This window comes from Pseudomonas sp. CM27 (assembly GCF_013179515.1).
In the GTDB taxonomy this organism is placed as follows: Bacteria; Pseudomonadota; Gammaproteobacteria; order Pseudomonadales; family Pseudomonadaceae; genus Aquipseudomonas.
Genome location: NZ_JABMCN010000032.1, coordinates 1 through 14,902, shown reverse-complemented (window position 1 = coordinate 14,902; position 14,902 = coordinate 1). Strand labels below are relative to the sequence as shown.

The window sequence follows — 14,902 nt, the reverse complement described above, 5'->3', positions numbered from 1 at the left end:
TGCCTGCCGGGCGGGTTTTATCAGGCCAGCTTTACCGCCGCCACTGATTTGCGCGAAGCCAGGCTCACCACCACAAAGCTCACCAGGCCGATCGCCAGGCTGTAGTAGATCGGCGTATTGGCCTCCAGCCCGTCCTTGAACATGAACAGCAGCGCGGTGGCAAAGCCCAGCGACATGCTGGCGATGGCGCCCGCTGTGGTCGCACGTTTCCAGAAGATGGCCCCGATCAGCGGGATCAGCATCCCGCCGACCAGCAGGTTGTAGGCCAGGGTCAGGGCGTTGATCACATCGTTCACCATCAGCGCGATACCCAGCACCACCAGCCCGGTGAGCAGGGTGAACAGGCGGCTCATGCCCAGGCTCGACTGCTTGCCACCGCGCAGCTTGGGCAGCAAGTCTTCGGTGACTGTGGTGGATGCAGCCAGCAGGCCGGCGCTGGCAGTGGACATCATGGCGGCCAGGGCCGCCGCCATCAGCAGGCCGCGGATACCATCGGGCAGCGTGCTCTTGATCATCTCGGCAAAGGCATTGTTCGGGTTGGCCAGGTCGGGCAGCAGCACGTGCGCGGCCATGCCGATCGCGGCGCAGGCCAGGCCATACACCACGCAGTAGACACCGGCGATGGTACCCGCACGCTGGCAGACCTTCTCGTCTCGGGCGGTGAACACCCGCTGCCAGATGTCCTGGCCGATGAGGATGCCGAAGAAGTAGATCAGGAAGTAGGTGATGATGGTGTCCCAGCCAATGCTGGTCAGCTGGAAGCTGGCCGCCGGCAGCTTGGCCACGAGTGTGTCCCAGCCCCCGGCCTTGTACAGGCACACCGGCAGCAGGATGAACATCAGGCCGACGGTCTTGATCACGAACTGGACGATGTCGGTCAGGGTCAGCGACCACATGCCGCCAATGGTCGAATACAGCACCACCACACCGCCACCGAGCAGCAGCGACGCCCAGAACGGCAGGTCCAGCAGCACCTGCAGCACGGTGGCCATGGCCAAGGTCGAGGTCACGCCGATCATCAGGGCATAAGCCAGCATGATCACCGCACTGGCCTGGCGAGCGGTCGGGTTGTAGCGCTGCTCCAGCACCTGGGTCACGGTGAAGATGCGCAGGCGCAGCAGCGGTTTGGCGAGGAACAGGTTGATGGCGATGATGCCCAGGCCCAGCGCTGCGCACAGCCAGAACCCGGAGATGCCATGGACATAGCCCAGGCGCACGGTGCCGACGGTGGACGCGCCACCCAGCACGGTGGTGGCCATGGTACCCATGTACAGGACCGGGCCGAGGTTGCGCCCGGCCACCAGATAGTCTTCATGGGTTTTCGCACGCCGCATGCCATACCAGCCAAGCCCGAGCATGCCGGCGGTGTAGATCATTACAACAATGATGTCCAAGGCCATTGGGGGTCTCCCGATTATCTTTATTATGGCGAGATCGACCACACGGGCGTTTGCACGGCGCCCGGCGGTCTGGTTTTGTGTTGGCGGGCCTCAGTGGCCCTCCCATATGGCTCCTGCCGGGGTAAAGCGGGACTAGCGACGCACCACGCCCGGCAGTACGCAGAGCATTTCGAACAGCAAGTTGGCACCGAGCAGCGAGGTGTTGCCGGTGGTGTCGTAAGGCGGGGAGACTTCGACAAGGTCACAGCCGATCAGGTCCAGGCCGTGGCAGCCGCGAATGATCTCCATCGCCTGGATGGTGGTCAAGCCGCCGATTTCCGGCGTGCCGGTGCCAGGCGCCCAGGCCGGGTCGATGCCGTCGATGTCGAACGACAGGTATACCGGGCCACCGCCGACTTTTTCCCGCACTTCGGCCATCAATGGCTCCAGCGACTTGTGCCAGCATTCTTCGGCCTGGACCACGCGGAAGCCCTGGCGGCGGCTCCAGTTGAAGTCGTCGGCGGTGTAGCCTTGGGCGCGCAGGCCGATCTGCACCACGCGGTCGCAATCGAGCAGGCCTTCTTCGACGGCGCGGCGGAAGGTGGTGCCGTGGGCGATTTTCTCGCCGAACATGTGGTCGTTGACGTCGGCGTGGGCGTCGATGTGCACCAGGCCGATCTTGCCGTGCTTCTTGTGCAGGGCACGCAGGATCGGCAGGGTGATGGTGTGGTCGCCGCCCAGGGTCATCGGGATCACATTGTGCTCGACGATCTCGTCGTACGCTTCTTCGATGATGCGCACGGCGTCCAGCAGGTTGAAGGTGTTGATCGCCACGTCACCGATGTCGGCGACCGACAGCGAGTCGAACGGCGCGGCACCGGTGGCCATGTTGTACGGGCGGATCATCACCGATTCGGCGCGGATCTGGCGCGGGCCGAAGCGGGTGCCGGAGCGCAGCGAGGTACCGATATCCAGCGGGACGCCGATGAAGGCAGCGTCCAGGCCCTCGGCGCTTTGCAGGTGGGGAAGGCGAAGCATGGTGGCGATGCCGCCGAAACGCGGCATTTCGTTGCCGCCCAGTGGTTGGTGGAGAGTCTTGTCCACAGTGGGCCTCATCAGTCGGTCGATTGTTGTGTTTGTTCGAACCTGTGCCGCCGCGCGCCTTTCAAGTGTGATCGTGCCGGCGGGCAGGGACATTTCGGCCGAGTTTGCGCAAGGTAGTGCGCGGGAAGAATCGCTACCGGCAAATACTTAGTTCAGGAATTTCTAAACTAATCGTTGGCAGAGCGGTTAGACTGCGCGCAAATGACACTGCGGAACCGCTACACCATGGCCTCGACCCTGCCTGACCTGAAACTGCTGCGCATCTTCATCAGCGTGGTGCGCCATCAGGGCTTTGCCAACGCCCAGCGCGATCTCAACCTGTCGACCTCGGCCATCAGCACCTACATGAGCCAGCTCGAAGGCGCCCTGGGGATCGTGCTGTGCCACCGCGGGCGTGGCGGTTTCAGCCTGACCAGCAAAGGCGAGCTATTCCATCAGGAAACCCTGCGCCTGCTCGCCGAGCTGGACGGGTTCGAGCAGTACGCCGCAGCGCTCAAGGGCGAATTGCGTGGCACCCTCAACCTGGGGGTGATCGACTCCACCGTTGGCGACAGTGCCTTGCCGCTGGCTGAAGCCATCGGTGCCTACAGTCAGGAGCACCCGGCGGTGCACCTGCACCTGTCGGTGTCCAGCCCCTACGAGTTGCAGCTGGGCGTACAGGACAACCGCCTGGACCTGGCCATTGGCGCGTTTTCCTCGCGCATGAGCGGGCTGCTGTATCAACCGCTGTACCGCGAGCAGCACTGGCTGTACTGCAGTAGCCGACACACGCTGTTTGCCGAGCGGCGCATCCCCGAGCAGGTGGTGACCCAGCAGCGGATGGTCGGGCGCGGCTACTGGAGCCAGGCCGAGCTGGCCCGGCACGGCTTCAAGCACAGCGCGGCAACGGTAGAGAGCATGGAGGCGCAGTTGATCCTGATCCTCTCCGGCGCCTATATCGGCTACCTGCCCGAGCACTACGCCCAGGCCTGGGTCGACAAGGGCGACTTGCGCGTGCTGTCGCCATCCACTTTCGGCTATCAGGCACCGTTCTCGCTGATCATTCGCCGGGGACGCAGCCGCGAACCGCTGATCCAGACCTTCCGCGACCTGCTGAAAAGCCAGCTGAATGTGGGCTGAGCGGCGACGCCTGCGTGCATTCCGTCGGGCGGTGTTAAATTCTGGCAAAAGCCGACCGCTAACCTGATAGCGCTCTGCTAAACATCAACGTGCGCTGATGATTTCCCCTTATTTCATCCTGCAAGGATCGCCGAAGATGCGCATGAATCTGCCCGTCAACGAGCACGAAAGAACCTTCTCCAGCGACCAACGCCTGATCTCCACCACGGACCTCAACAGCCGCATCACCTACTGCAACGATGCCTTCGTGGCGATCAGCGGGTTCACCTACGAGGAGCTGGTCGGCCAACCGCACAACCTGGTGCGCCACCCGGACATGCCAGCGGCGGTGTTCGGCCATATGTGGGAGACCATCAAGCAGGGCAAGCCGTGGATGGGGGTGGTCAAGAACCGGGCAAAGAACGGTGATTACTACTGGGTCAGCGCCTATGTCACGGCGATTTACGAGCAGGGCCGCATCAGTGGCTACGAGTCGGTGCGCTCCGTACCCACACGCGAACAGATCCACCGCGCCGAAGCCTTGTATGCGCGTCTGCGCGACGGTCGCCCAGCGGTGTCGTGGGCGGCTCGCCTGGGGCATGGCCTGGCCCACGGCTGGCCATTGATCGGTGCCGGGCTGCTGTCGGCGGCAGGCTACCTGTGGTTGCCGGCCTACGCGGCGCTCGGCGTGCTCATGGCCAGCTTGCTGCTGGCCTGGTACCTGGTCGAGCATCGGCAAAACCAGGCCATTCGCCGCACGTTGGCCGAGCACCCCAAGGCGTTCACCAGCCCGCTGGTGGCGCTTACCTACAGTGACAACCCGGGCCTGCAAGGCCAGCTCGACCTGGCCATCATCAGCGAAGAAGCCCGCCTGCAAACGGCGCTGACACGTCTGGTGGACGCCGGCGTCGGGGTGAAGTCGCGGGCGGCGCAATCGTCCGAGCTGTCGGATGCCCAGGCGCAGATGCTCGACCGCCAGCGCAGCGAGACCGACCAGTCCGCCACGGCCATTGCGCAGATGGCGGCGACCATCCAGCAGGTCACCCACAACGTGCAGAGTACGGCGCATGCTGCCGGTGATGCCGACCAGCTGGCGCAGCAGGGCAGCGAACTGGCGTTGAAGAGCCTGCAAGCGATGGGCAGCATGAGCGATGCGGTCAGTGACATCGGCCAGGCGGTGAATGCCCTGGCCGAACAGACTCAGTCGATTGGCAGCGTGGTCGATGTGATCACCTCGATTGCCGAACAGACCAACCTGCTGGCGCTCAACGCCGCCATTGAAGCCGCGCGGGCCGGTGAACAAGGGCGTGGGTTTGCCGTGGTGGCTGACGAGGTGCGTTCGCTGGCCCAGCGCACCCGCGCCTCGACCCAGGAAATCCACCAGATCATCGCTTCATTACGCGCTGGCGCAGAGCGGGCGGTGAGTACTGCCAACCGCGGCGAGCAGATCTCGCGGGACAGTGTGCACAGCGTCGAGGCGGTGCAGGGGGCATTGAGCGGGATTGCCCAGGCGGTCAGCCGCATCACCGGCATGAGCCAGCAGATGGCGACGGCGTCGGAGCAACAGACCCATGTGGCGGAGGACATAAACCAGCAGATCGTGCGCATCGCCCAGCTGTGTGATCAGAGTGCGGGGCAGGCCAGGCAGGGGGCTGAAATCAGCCAGGACCTGGAGCGCATGGCGGAGTACCTGCATAGCCTGGCGGAGCGGTTCAGCCGTTGAAATAGCGGCGGGGCTGCTCTGCAGCCCTTTCACCGGCAAGCCAGCTCCCACAGGGACCGCGGCTTGAAGGCTGCGGGGTCCCTGTGGGAGCTGGCTTGCCGGCGAAAGGCCCGCAAAGCGGGGCCCGGTTCTGTGGCAAACTGTTCCCGTAAAAGGAGAACCCAATGCCCAGACCCCGCTGCGGGCGCTGTCAGCGCCCGCTCGACCACTGCCTCTGCCCGCTGATCCCCGCGCTCGACAGCCGCACCCGCGTCATCCTGCTGCAGCATCCCAGTGAAACCGCCCATGCACTGAACACTGCGCGCCTGGCTGCCCTTGGCCTGAACAATGCCGAGCTGCGGATCGGGGAAGTGTTCGATGACCTGGGTGAATTGCTGGCAACACCGGGTTACCGACCGGCCCTGCTGTTTCCGGGTGATGATGCTCAGGTGCTGAGGGGCTATGGCAAGGAAGATAACGAGCCGTTGCTGCTTATCGTGCCAGACGGCACCTGGCGCAAGGCGCGCAAGCTGCTGTACCTGAACCCGATACTGGAGGCCTTGCCACGGGTGACGCTGGGCGACGTGGCCCCTTCACGCTATCGCCTGCGCAAGGCGCCGGAAGCGGGCGCGCTGTCGACTATCGAGGCGGTGGCAGGAGCACTGAATACGCTGGAGCAACCGGCCTGCTTTGATGCACTGCTGGCACCGTTCGAGGCGTTGATCGAAGGGCAGATCAGGGCCATGGGTGTTGAGACATTCCAGCGCAACCATAACACCGAGCATGGCACCGAGTGAGGGCAGGGGGCCGCAAAGTGGCCCCGCGATCTAAATCCGATCAGCGCATCTCAGGCAGACGCGCCTCGGTGCGTACCTCGGAGGTAGCCAGCGCCTCTGGCGGCAGCGAGATGCGCTGCTTGCTCAGCAGCTCGCCCATGGTCGCCAGTACGCGGTAGCGCGAAAACTCTTCGGTATAACGCACTTCGGTGTAGCGCCGGTCGGCGTTGTACAGCTCGTTCTCACTGTCCAGCACGTCCAGCAGGGTACGCTGGCCCAGGCCGAACTGGTCCTGGTAGGCGGCACGCACGCGCTTGGTGGTCTCGGCGTATTCACGCGCGGTCGGCAACTGCTTGGTTGCGTTATTCATGGCGTTCCACGCCAGGCTCAGGTTCTCGGTCAGCTCGCGCAGGGCGTTGTTGCGGATGTCCAGGGCCTGGTTGATCTTGTGCGCGTCGGACTGCAGGCGCGCCTTGTCGCTGCCGCCACGGAACAGGTTGTAGTTCATCTCTACGCCGGCTTGCCAGTCGTTGTTGTTGTGGCCTTTCTCGCCGCCAGTGTTGTTATTGGCACCCGTGGCCAGAATGGCGTCGAAGCGTGGGTAGAAGGTCGACTTGGCGACTTCGTACTGCTGCTCGGCGGCATTCACGTCAGCCTGGGCAGACTTGATGTACGGGTTGTTCTGGCGCATGCCCTCGCGGGCTTCTTCGAGGTTGCCAGGCATTTGCACCTTGATCGACACCGGGTCTTCCAGTTCGTCAGGCATGCGGCCGACCACGCTGAAGAAGTTGGCCTCGGCGTCGGCCAGGTCGACTTCTGCGGTGTCCAGGTTGTTTTCCGCCAGGGCGCGACGTGCGCGGGACTGGTCGAGGTCGGCGGTGCTGCCGACGCCACGCTCGTTGCGCAGGCCGATCTGGTCGTTGACGCGCAGGTGGGCTTGCAGGTTGTTGCGGGCCAGGGTCACCAGCTCGCGGCGCTTGAGCACTTCGAGGTAGACCTCGGTGGCGCGCAGTGCGACGTCCTGGGCCACTGCCTGGGTGTAATAAGCGCGGGATGTGGACACCGCCTCGGTGCGACCGACTTCGCTCGAGGTATTGAAACCATCGAAAATCATCTGCCGCAGGCGCAGCTCGGACTGCGTGTAGCTGAGGGTCTCTTTGTTATGGTTGCCCTGGGCGCGGGTGGTGGCGTTGTCGGAACGCTGGCGACCATAGCCCGCGACCAGGTCCACGGAAGGGTAGTAGCCACCACGCGCAAACTTCACATCCTCATCGGCCGACAGCTTGCTGTTGCGGTTGGAGCTGACTTGCGGGTGGTAGTCCACGGCGCTTTGGACGGCCTCGGTGATCGACATCGCCTGTACGTTGGCACTTGCCAGGGCCAACAGTAATGCACTGGTGATGGGGTTCAAAACGCGCATGGTACATCTCCCTGATCTGGAATTTATCCTGCTGCTCGCCAAAAAAATGACGATAAAAAGAATGCGTATAGTGTTGCAGGTTTTTAACAACACAGCTAAGTACATTCAACGCGATAGATAAGAAGATTTACTCATATCAAACTGCCATGTAAGACTTTTATTGTCTATCATCGCTCCGTTCACGGGGCTGCAAATGCAACCGTCAAGTGCCATGGAAACCAATGGATTCAAAGGTCTGAGGCGGTTCCAGAACTAATTCGGATAAAGAGGAGGGCGTTTAGGCGAAAGTGATATTTGGCGACAAAATATTGTCACTTTCGATTCGGCAGGGTTTTCTGCTTGAGGATATACAGGCTGACCAGCACAGCACTGGTCAACATGAACAGGCGCGCCCAGAACAGCGGCACCAGGTAACACGACAGGCCAATGCTGGCCCACATCAGGCCGATGGCGTAGACCTTGCCCTTGAGGGGGATGCCCTCGCCACTGAGGTAGTCGCGAATCCACGGCCCGAGCTTGGGGTGGTGGACCAGCCAGTGGTGAAAGCGCGGCGAGCTGCGGGCAAAACAGGCCGCCGCCAACAGCAGGAACGGGGTGGTGGGCAAAACCGGCAGGAATATCCCCAACACCCCCAGCGCGACGCTGAGCCAGCCGATGGCCAGCAGCAGGTAGCGCACAGGTGACTCAGTGGTGGCGTGGCTTGAGCAGTGCAGGCTTTTCGTCAGGGGCGTGCAGCAGCAGGAACAGCGCGGTCAGCGCCTCGGGGATCTGTACGATCATGTCGTCCTGCAGGTTGGCGTTGCTGGCGATGTCAGCGAACTCCGGCTGTTCGTCGAACAGGCCCGAGCCGACCATGATCGGCAGCAGCATTTCGCTGACTTCTTCTTCGTCGCGGTCGAACCAGGCTTCCTCGCGCAGGAACACACCTTCCATGAAGCCGATGCACCAGCCGCGCAGGTCAGAATCGTCCGGCTCATCGGTCAGGTCGAGTTCGCAAGGCAGGTCGAATTCTTCTTCGCTGGCCAGCTGACGAGCGATATGCGCCTTGAGCGCGACCAGGGTAGCTTCGATCTCGGTGCGCTGGGCTTCGCCGGCGTAATGCGGCTCTTCGGCGAACAGGGCATCGATCCATTCGCGCTCGGGCACGTCCTCGGCGTTGATCGACAGGGCGGTGAGGTAGCCGTGTGCGGCGACATAATCCAGCGCTTCTTCGTGCAGCTCGTCGGCGTCGAGGAAGGCTTGAAGGCGGGTCAGTTGCTCGGCGAAGGACATTACAGGGCTACCTTGGGGAATAAACGATAACGAATTCTAGCACCTTGCGGCGGCGCCGGGGCAAAGGAACGTCTATCGCGGTGGTGCCCTGCACGGTGCAGCGCTGCGGTATACTCCGCCATTTTTCACCGTGGGGCAGCTTCTACCAGCTGTCTGGTAAAAACCGCTTACGCATTCGGCGTGTGCGGGACGGTTTTTTCGTCCAGCCTGTATCCCGGATGGTACGGCGATTTGTGGAGTTGCACATGCTCGAACAGGCTCAGCGCGTTCTCAAGGACATCTTCGGCTACGACAGTTTCCGCGGGCGCCAGGCAGCGATCATCGAATGCGTGGCCAATGGCGGCGATGCCCTGGTGCTGATGCCCACCGGCGGCGGCAAGTCGCTGTGTTTCCAGGTACCGGGGCTGCTGCGCCCGGGCCTGACGGTGGTGGTCTCGCCACTGATCGCGCTGATGGACGACCAGGTGGCCACCCTCGACGAACTGGGGGTGGCGGCGGCTGCGCTCAACTCCACGCTCACCGCCGAGCAGCAGCGCGAACTGGCCGGGCGCCTGCGCCGTGGCGAGGTGAAGATGCTGTACCTGGCACCGGAGCGCCTGGTGCAGCCGCGCATGCTCGACTTCCTGCGCGAGCTGGACATCTCGCTGTTCGCCATCGACGAAGCCCACTGCGTGTCGCAATGGGGCCACGATTTCCGTCCCGAGTACCTGCAGCTGGGCCAGTTGGCCGATCTGTTCCCGCATGTACCGCGCATTGCACTGACCGCCACCGCCGACATGCGCACCCGCGAAGAAATCGTCCAGCGCCTGCACCTGCAAGGCGCCGAGCGGTTCCTGTCGAGCTTCGACCGGCCCAACATCTTCTACCGTATCGTGCCCAAGGAGGCGCCGCGCAAACAGCTGATGGCCTTCCTTGGCGAGCGCCGCGGCAATGCCGGCATTGTCTACTGCCTGTCACGCAAGAAGGTCGACGAAACTGCCGCGTTCCTCTGCGACCAGGGCTTCCCCGCGCTGCCGTATCACGCCGGCCTGGCTGCCGAAACGCGCTCGTCCAACCAGCACCGCTTCCTCAATGAGGAAGGCCTGATCATGGTCGCCACCATTGCCTTCGGCATGGGCATCGACAAGCCCAACGTGCGCTTCGTCGCCCACCTCGACCTGCCCAAGTCGCTCGAGGCCTATTACCAGGAAACCGGCCGTGCCGGCCGTGACGGCCTGCCTTCCGATGCCTGGATGGCCTACGGCCTGCAGGACATGGTGATGCTCAAGCAGATGCTGCAGAATTCCGAAGGTGACGAGCGCCACAAGCGCATCGAGCAGCACAAGCTCGACGCCATGCTGGCCCTGTGCGAAGAAACCCGTTGCCGTCGCCAGTCGCTGCTGGCCTATTTCGACGAAACCCTCGAGCAGCCTTGTGGGCACTGCGACAACTGCGTCGACAACGTGCAGACCTGGGATGCCACCGAGCCGGCCCGCCAGGCATTGTCGGCGGTGTTCCGCACCGGCCAGCGTTATGGCGTCGGCCACCTGGTCGATGTGCTGCTGGGCAAGGACACCGACAAAGTACGCAATTTCGGCCACGAGAAGCTGTCGGTATTCGGCGTTGGCAAGGGCATGGCCGAGGTCGAGTGGCGTTCGCTGTTCCGCCAGCTGGTGGCGCGCGGCCTGGTCGACATCGACCTCGAGGGTTACGGTGGCCTGCGCCTGTCCGACAGCTGCCGGCCACTGCTGCGCGGCGAGGTGACCTTGCAGTTGCGCCGCGACCTCAAGCCGCAGACCACCGCCAAGACCTCGTCGTCCAGCGGCGGCAGCCCGGCCAGCCAGCTGGTGCGGGCCGAAGAGCGCGAGCTGTGGGAAGCGTTGCGCACCCTGCGGCGCAAGCTGGCGGAAGAACACAGCGTACCGCCCTACGTCATCTTCCCCGACTCGACGCTACTGGAGATGCTGCGCAGCCAGCCGGTCAGCCTCAGCGACATGGCTCAGGTCAGCGGTGTGGGTGCGCGCAAGCTGGAGCGCTATGGCCAGGCGTTTCTCGAAGTGCTCAACAGCAGTGGCGGTACCGACGAGGCGCCGAAAGTGGTGCTCGACCTGCGCCACGAGCTGGTCAGCCTGGCCCGCGCCGGCATGACCCCGGCGCAGATCGCCGGGCAGCTCAACTGCAGTGAGAAAAACGTGTACAGCCTGCTGGCCGAAGCGCTGGGCCGTCAGGAGCTGAGCCTGGACCAGGCCCTGGACCTGCCGGAAGACCTGCTGGCGGAAGTGCAGGATGCCTTCCTCGATGGCGAAGGCGAGCTGCCGCCGGTGTCGGCCATTGCCCCGCTGTTCGGTGCGCGGGTGCCGGAGGGCGTGCTGTATTGCGTGCGCGCGGCGCTGGCGGCCGAGTTCGAGATGTAGCCGGTAGCAAGTTCGAGGGCAGAACCGCCATCTGCTGACCTTTGTCATGCTTTTTGACGATTATCGGGCAAACAACCGGCCCCGAGCCTTGCCTCGTGCGGCGGGGCATGGTTAGCTGCCTAATAATTAGATCCATTCGATGAGTTGCTATATGCCCCTGACCGACAACCAACACCGCTTTGGCATGCAGCTGGCCCAGATGTCTCGGGGTTGGCGCGCCGAGCTGGACCGCCGCCTGGCCGGGCTGAACCTGTCCCAGGCGCGCTGGCTGGTGTTGCTGCACCTGGCCCGTTTCGAAGAAGCGCCAACCCAGCGTGAACTGGCCCAGAGCGTTGGCGTCGAAGGCCCGACCCTGGCGCGCCTGCTCGACAGCCTGGAGGCACAGGGGCTGGTGCGTCGGCAGGCGGTGCTGGAAGATCGGCGGGCGAAGAAGATCCACCTGTGCCCACCGGCCAAGCCGCTGATCGAGCAGATCGAAACCATTGCCAATGAGCTGCGGCTGGAGCTGTTTACCGGCGTGGAAGAAGCCGACCTGCAGGTGTGCATGCGGGTGCATGCCAAGATCCTGGCCAACCTGGAGAAATCCTGAGGGCCATTGGGGCTGCAAGGCAGCCCCGGCAATTCAGAAGGTATGCCCCAGGTTCAGGTACACCGCATGCTCATGCGCACTGTTGGCCCCGTAGCTGAGGTTCAACGGCCCTAGTGGTGTTTCCAGGCCCAGGAAAACGCTCGCCGCATTGATGTACCCGCTGTCGAATTCGTTGTCGTTGTTCCACGCCCGTCCACGCTCCAGCGAGCCACCGATGTACAGCGGGAAGTCCAGCGGCACATAGGCCCGCGGCGTCAGGCGGCGATAGTAGACCACCCGCATCAGGCTCACGTTCTGCCCCGACAGCGAGTCCTGGCGGAAACCTGACAGCTCACGCGCCCCACCCATCACGAAGCTCGACGTCACCACTTCGGTGGCATCCAGCGTGCGCCCGTAGCGCCCGCCCAGCACGAAGGTATTCGGCCCGCTGCTGATGGCCTTGTCCAGGTTGAACAACCACTGCCGGTAGTCCTGGTCGGAGTCCAGTGACTTGTCGTACTTGCGCAGGGTCAGGCTGATGTCCTCGCCCCGGTGCGGGAAGTAGACATTGTCGAGCGTGTCGAACGAGTACTTCAACTCATAGAAGCCTTCGTTGAAACTGACCTTGGGCAGGTCCTGATCGCCGATGCGCACCTCGGCCTCGCCCCACGCCTTGCCCACGCCCAGGCGCACCTCGCCGCTGGTGCCGATCTGCCGGCCCACGTTAAGGCCGAAGCCATAGCGCTCCAGGCGGTACTCGGCGACCGGGTCGTTGTCCAGGGTGGCCTCGATGTTCTGCGAGCCGAAGTCCAGGTAGGGCGCGACGAAGTAGCGTGAGCCTACGTCCAGTGGTTGATAGAACTCGCTGTACAGCTCTTGCTGGTCACCGATCTGGCCCCGGGTCAGCCATTCGGCGCCCAGGCTGTTGATGCCGTTGACCCGGTAGCTGGCGCCCAGGTTGAAGGCGCTGTCGCCGCGCAGGTCGTCCGACAGGTTCAGGCCCAGGCGCAGGTAGTCGGTGCCGCCGCGTCGGCCGCGGGCGTTGATCACCAGGGTGTTGTCGTCACCCTTGTGCACCACGCGGTACTGCACCCGGTCGAAGTAGTCCAGACCGTACAGCGTGCCCATGTCGGTCTGCAGGCGGCCGAGTTCCAGCGGCGCATCGATCGGCTGGCGGATGTAAGAGCGGATGACATCATCGCTGACCTTGGAGTCGTTCTCGATCCTGATGGCGCTGATCACCGGCGTGCGCTGGCGCGGCGAGCGGGCTACGGCGAGGGTGCTGTCACCCTCGGGCTGGCGCAGTGCGGCCAGGCGCGGCTCGAGCAGGCGGGTGGCGCGGTAGCCGGCGTCGATCATGTCGCGGGCGCGGCCGAAATCGGTCACGCCGAAAGCACTCAGGGAGGGCTGGATGAGGATGTCGTCGCGGTGCAGGCTGGCCAGTTGCTCTTCCGAATTGCGCCGGGTCATCAGGGTGATCGACTGGTTCAGCACATCGACCACGGTCAGTAACTGCTTGCGGTCGCGCAGCGGGGTGCCGATGTCGACCACGATGGCCAGGTCCACGCCCATCTCGCGGGCCACGTCGACGGGGATGTTGTCGACCATGCCGCCATCCACCAGCAGGCGGCCGTCGAGTTCGACCGGGGCGAACACCGCAGGTATCGACATGCTGGCGCGGATCACCTGGGGCAGGTGGCCGCGGCGGAACACCACTTTTTCGCCACTGGCAATGTCGGTGGCCACCGCGCGGAAGGGGATGGGCAGCTTGTCGAAGTCACGGGTATCGGCGGTATGCGCCAGCTTGCTTTCCAGCAGCAGCGACAGGTTCTGGCCCTGGATTACCCCGAGTGGCAGGCCCAGGCTGCCGTCGTCACGGAAGCTGAGTTTCTGCTTGACCAGAAAGTCGCGGTCATCCTGCTTGCGCCGGAACGGCACGTCCTTGCGCGGCGGGGCATCGGACAACGCCTGTTGCCAGTCGAGGGTGGTGGCCAGTTTTTCCAGCTCTTCGACACTGTAGCCCGAGGCGTACAGCCCGCCGATCACCGCGCCCATGCTGGTGCCGGCGATGGCGTCGATATGCACCCCCTGTTCCTCCAGTGCCTTGAGCACACCGATGTGGGCAAGGCCACGGGCGGCGCCCCCAGACAGCACCAGGCCTACCTTGGGCCTGGCCGGTTCAGCGGCAAATGCGGTCAGGGAGGCAAGGGCGAGTAGAAAACAGCACAGCAAACGGCGCATCGTGAGTCTCAAACCGTGGGCTAAAGGGCGCTAGTATAAGCGGCCCCTCACCAGGAGAATGGTCAGCATGGCCGACAGCAAGCCGGAAATTGTCATCACCTATTGCACCCAATGCCAGTGGCTGCTGCGCGCTGCATGGCTGGCCCAGGAACTGCTCAGCACCTTTGCCGACGACCTCGGCCGGGTGGCGCTGGAGCCTGGCACCGGCGGCATCTTCCGCATCACCTGCAACGGCGTGCAGATCTGGGAGCGCAAGGCTGACGCGGGTTTCCCCGAAGCCAAGGTGCTGAAGCAGCGCGTGCGCGACCAGATCGACCCACAGCGCGACCTGGGCCATAACGATCGCTGATCAGGCGCCCTCCGCCAGTGGCCGCGTCCTGGGTGGCTGTTCGGCGGCCAGGCGGCTGGACAGCACGATGGCAAAAATGATCAGCGCCCCACCCAGCAGCATGCGCACGGTGGGGGTCTCGGCGAACACCGCCCAGGCCACCGCGATGCCATAGACCGGCTCCATGCCGAACACCACGGCGGCGGTGCGCGCCTTGATCACTGTCAGGCTGGCGACGAACAAGCTGTGCGCCACGCCGGTGCAGAAGATGCCGAGCAAGGCGATCCACAGCCAGTCCATGGCTGCGACGTCAGCCAGGCCCGGGGCTGCGAACGGCAGCAGGCACAGGCCGACCACCAGGTTTTGCCACAGCGCTGCCTGAACCGCCGGCAAGCGTCCGGAGCCGGCGCGGTTGGTGAGCGACAGCAGCGAGAACAACAGCCCCGAGAGCAGCGCCCAGAGCAGGCCGCCGGTGGCCTCGCTGGCCAGGTCGAATGCCGGCGTGACCAGGATCAGGCCGATGCTCACCAGCACTACCAGCACGGCTTCGTTGCGGCGGATGCGTTCACGGAACAACACGCCTTCAAGGATCACGGTAAAGGCCGGGAAGCTGGCGAAGCC

At 64.0% G+C, this 14,902-nt stretch carries 13 protein-coding genes; 6 read left to right on the top strand and 7 right to left on the bottom strand.

Annotation, left to right across the window (positions count from 1 at the left end; translation table 11 throughout):
• Window positions 1-20 precede the first annotated feature (20 nt).
• Together HP547_RS06255 and speB are read right to left on the bottom strand one after the other, a co-directional pair.
• A complete protein-coding gene (locus HP547_RS06255; RefSeq protein ID WP_172226678.1) occupies window positions 21-1,400 on the bottom strand; it encodes a sodium:solute symporter in 1,380 nt (459 codons plus the stop codon).
• A 132-nt stretch (window positions 1,401-1,532) separates the two neighbouring features.
• The gene (speB, locus tag HP547_RS06250) at window positions 1,533-2,483 is read right to left on the bottom strand and encodes an agmatinase (protein WP_003254586.1); all 951 of its coding nucleotides are present in this window, start codon (window positions 2,481-2,483) and stop codon (window positions 1,533-1,535) included.
• 225 nt (window positions 2,484-2,708) lie between these two features.
• Here speB and HP547_RS06245 point away from each other — a divergent pair, with 225 nt between their 5' ends.
• From HP547_RS06245 to HP547_RS06235, 3 genes are all read left to right on the top strand, one after another.
• Window positions 2,709-3,602 (top strand): LysR family transcriptional regulator, encoded by an 894-nt coding sequence (locus HP547_RS06245; RefSeq protein WP_172226690.1) that lies wholly within the window; start codon window positions 2,709-2,711, stop codon window positions 3,600-3,602.
• 136 nt (window positions 3,603-3,738) lie between these two features.
• Complete coding sequence (locus tag HP547_RS06240) at window positions 3,739-5,304, top strand: PAS domain-containing methyl-accepting chemotaxis protein (protein WP_172285770.1); 1,566 nt, start codon at window positions 3,739-3,741, stop codon at window positions 5,302-5,304.
• Between the two features lie 164 nt (window positions 5,305-5,468).
• On the top strand, window positions 5,469-6,080 hold the full coding sequence (locus HP547_RS06235) for a tRNA-uridine aminocarboxypropyltransferase (RefSeq protein ID WP_172285761.1): 612 nt from the start codon (window positions 5,469-5,471) through the stop codon (window positions 6,078-6,080).
• Window positions 6,081-6,120: 40 nt separating this feature from the next.
• Here the strand turns inward: HP547_RS06235 and HP547_RS06230 are convergent, their stop codons facing one another.
• The 3 genes from HP547_RS06230 to HP547_RS06220 form a co-directional block, all read right to left on the bottom strand.
• Complete coding sequence (locus HP547_RS06230; RefSeq protein WP_172226684.1) at window positions 6,121-7,479, bottom strand: TolC family outer membrane protein; 1,359 nt, start codon at window positions 7,477-7,479, stop codon at window positions 6,121-6,123.
• Between the two features lie 311 nt (window positions 7,480-7,790).
• The gene (locus HP547_RS06225) at window positions 7,791-8,156 is read right to left on the bottom strand and encodes a DUF454 family protein (protein WP_172285760.1); all 366 of its coding nucleotides are present in this window, start codon (window positions 8,154-8,156) and stop codon (window positions 7,791-7,793) included.
• Between the two features lie 7 nt (window positions 8,157-8,163).
• Window positions 8,164-8,751, bottom strand: coding sequence for a YecA family protein (locus HP547_RS06220; protein ID WP_172230447.1), 588 nt, complete (start codon window positions 8,749-8,751; stop codon window positions 8,164-8,166).
• A 245-nt stretch (window positions 8,752-8,996) separates the two neighbouring features.
• Between HP547_RS06220 and recQ the strand changes: the two genes are divergently transcribed.
• Both recQ and HP547_RS06210 read left to right on the top strand, forming a co-directional pair.
• Window positions 8,997-11,144: a DNA helicase RecQ gene (gene recQ / locus HP547_RS06215; protein ID WP_172285759.1), complete on the top strand. Its 2,148-nt coding sequence runs from the start codon at window positions 8,997-8,999 to the stop codon at window positions 11,142-11,144.
• Between the two features lie 151 nt (window positions 11,145-11,295).
• Entirely contained in the window at window positions 11,296-11,733 is a 438-nt protein-coding gene (locus HP547_RS06210; protein ID WP_172230453.1) for a MarR family transcriptional regulator, read from the top strand.
• 33 nt (window positions 11,734-11,766) lie between these two features.
• Here HP547_RS06210 and HP547_RS06205 read toward each other — a convergent pair whose 3' ends face one another.
• Window positions 11,767-13,953, bottom strand: a complete 2,187-nt coding sequence (locus tag HP547_RS06205) for a patatin-like phospholipase family protein (RefSeq protein WP_172285758.1) — start codon at window positions 13,951-13,953, stop codon at window positions 11,767-11,769.
• 67 nt (window positions 13,954-14,020) lie between these two features.
• Between HP547_RS06205 and HP547_RS06200 the strand changes: the two genes are divergently transcribed.
• Entirely contained in the window at window positions 14,021-14,302 is a 282-nt protein-coding gene (locus tag HP547_RS06200; RefSeq protein WP_172285757.1) for a SelT/SelW/SelH family protein, read from the top strand.
• Here HP547_RS06200 and HP547_RS06195 read toward each other — a convergent pair.
• Window positions 14,303-14,902: DMT family transporter (locus HP547_RS06195; RefSeq protein ID WP_172285756.1), on the bottom strand; the 600-nt coding region annotated here is incomplete at its 5' end.

What these genes read in the sequence shown, in the direction of transcription:
- HP547_RS06255 (WP_172226678.1), bottom strand. Translation starts at nt 1,400, where the DNA reads ATGGCCTTGGACATCATTGTTGTAATGATCTACACCGCCGGCATGCTC.
- recQ (WP_172285759.1), top strand. Translation starts at nt 8,997, where the DNA reads ATGCTCGAACAGGCTCAGCGCGTTCTCAAGGACATCTTCGGCTACGAC.
- HP547_RS06245 (WP_172226690.1), top strand. Translation starts at nt 2,709, where the DNA reads ATGGCCTCGACCCTGCCTGACCTGAAACTGCTGCGCATCTTCATCAGC.
- HP547_RS06220 (WP_172230447.1), bottom strand. Translation starts at nt 8,751, where the DNA reads ATGTCCTTCGCCGAGCAACTGACCCGCCTTCAAGCCTTCCTCGACGCC.
- HP547_RS06210 (WP_172230453.1), top strand. Translation starts at nt 11,296, where the DNA reads ATGCCCCTGACCGACAACCAACACCGCTTTGGCATGCAGCTGGCCCAG.
- HP547_RS06205 (WP_172285758.1), bottom strand. Translation starts at nt 13,953, where the DNA reads ATGCGCCGTTTGCTGTGCTGTTTTCTACTCGCCCTTGCCTCCCTGACC.
- HP547_RS06240 (WP_172285770.1), top strand. Translation starts at nt 3,739, where the DNA reads ATGCGCATGAATCTGCCCGTCAACGAGCACGAAAGAACCTTCTCCAGC.
- HP547_RS06235 (WP_172285761.1), top strand. Translation starts at nt 5,469, where the DNA reads ATGCCCAGACCCCGCTGCGGGCGCTGTCAGCGCCCGCTCGACCACTGC.
- HP547_RS06230 (WP_172226684.1), bottom strand. Translation starts at nt 7,479, where the DNA reads ATGCGCGTTTTGAACCCCATCACCAGTGCATTACTGTTGGCCCTGGCA.
- HP547_RS06200 (WP_172285757.1), top strand. Translation starts at nt 14,021, where the DNA reads ATGGCCGACAGCAAGCCGGAAATTGTCATCACCTATTGCACCCAATGC.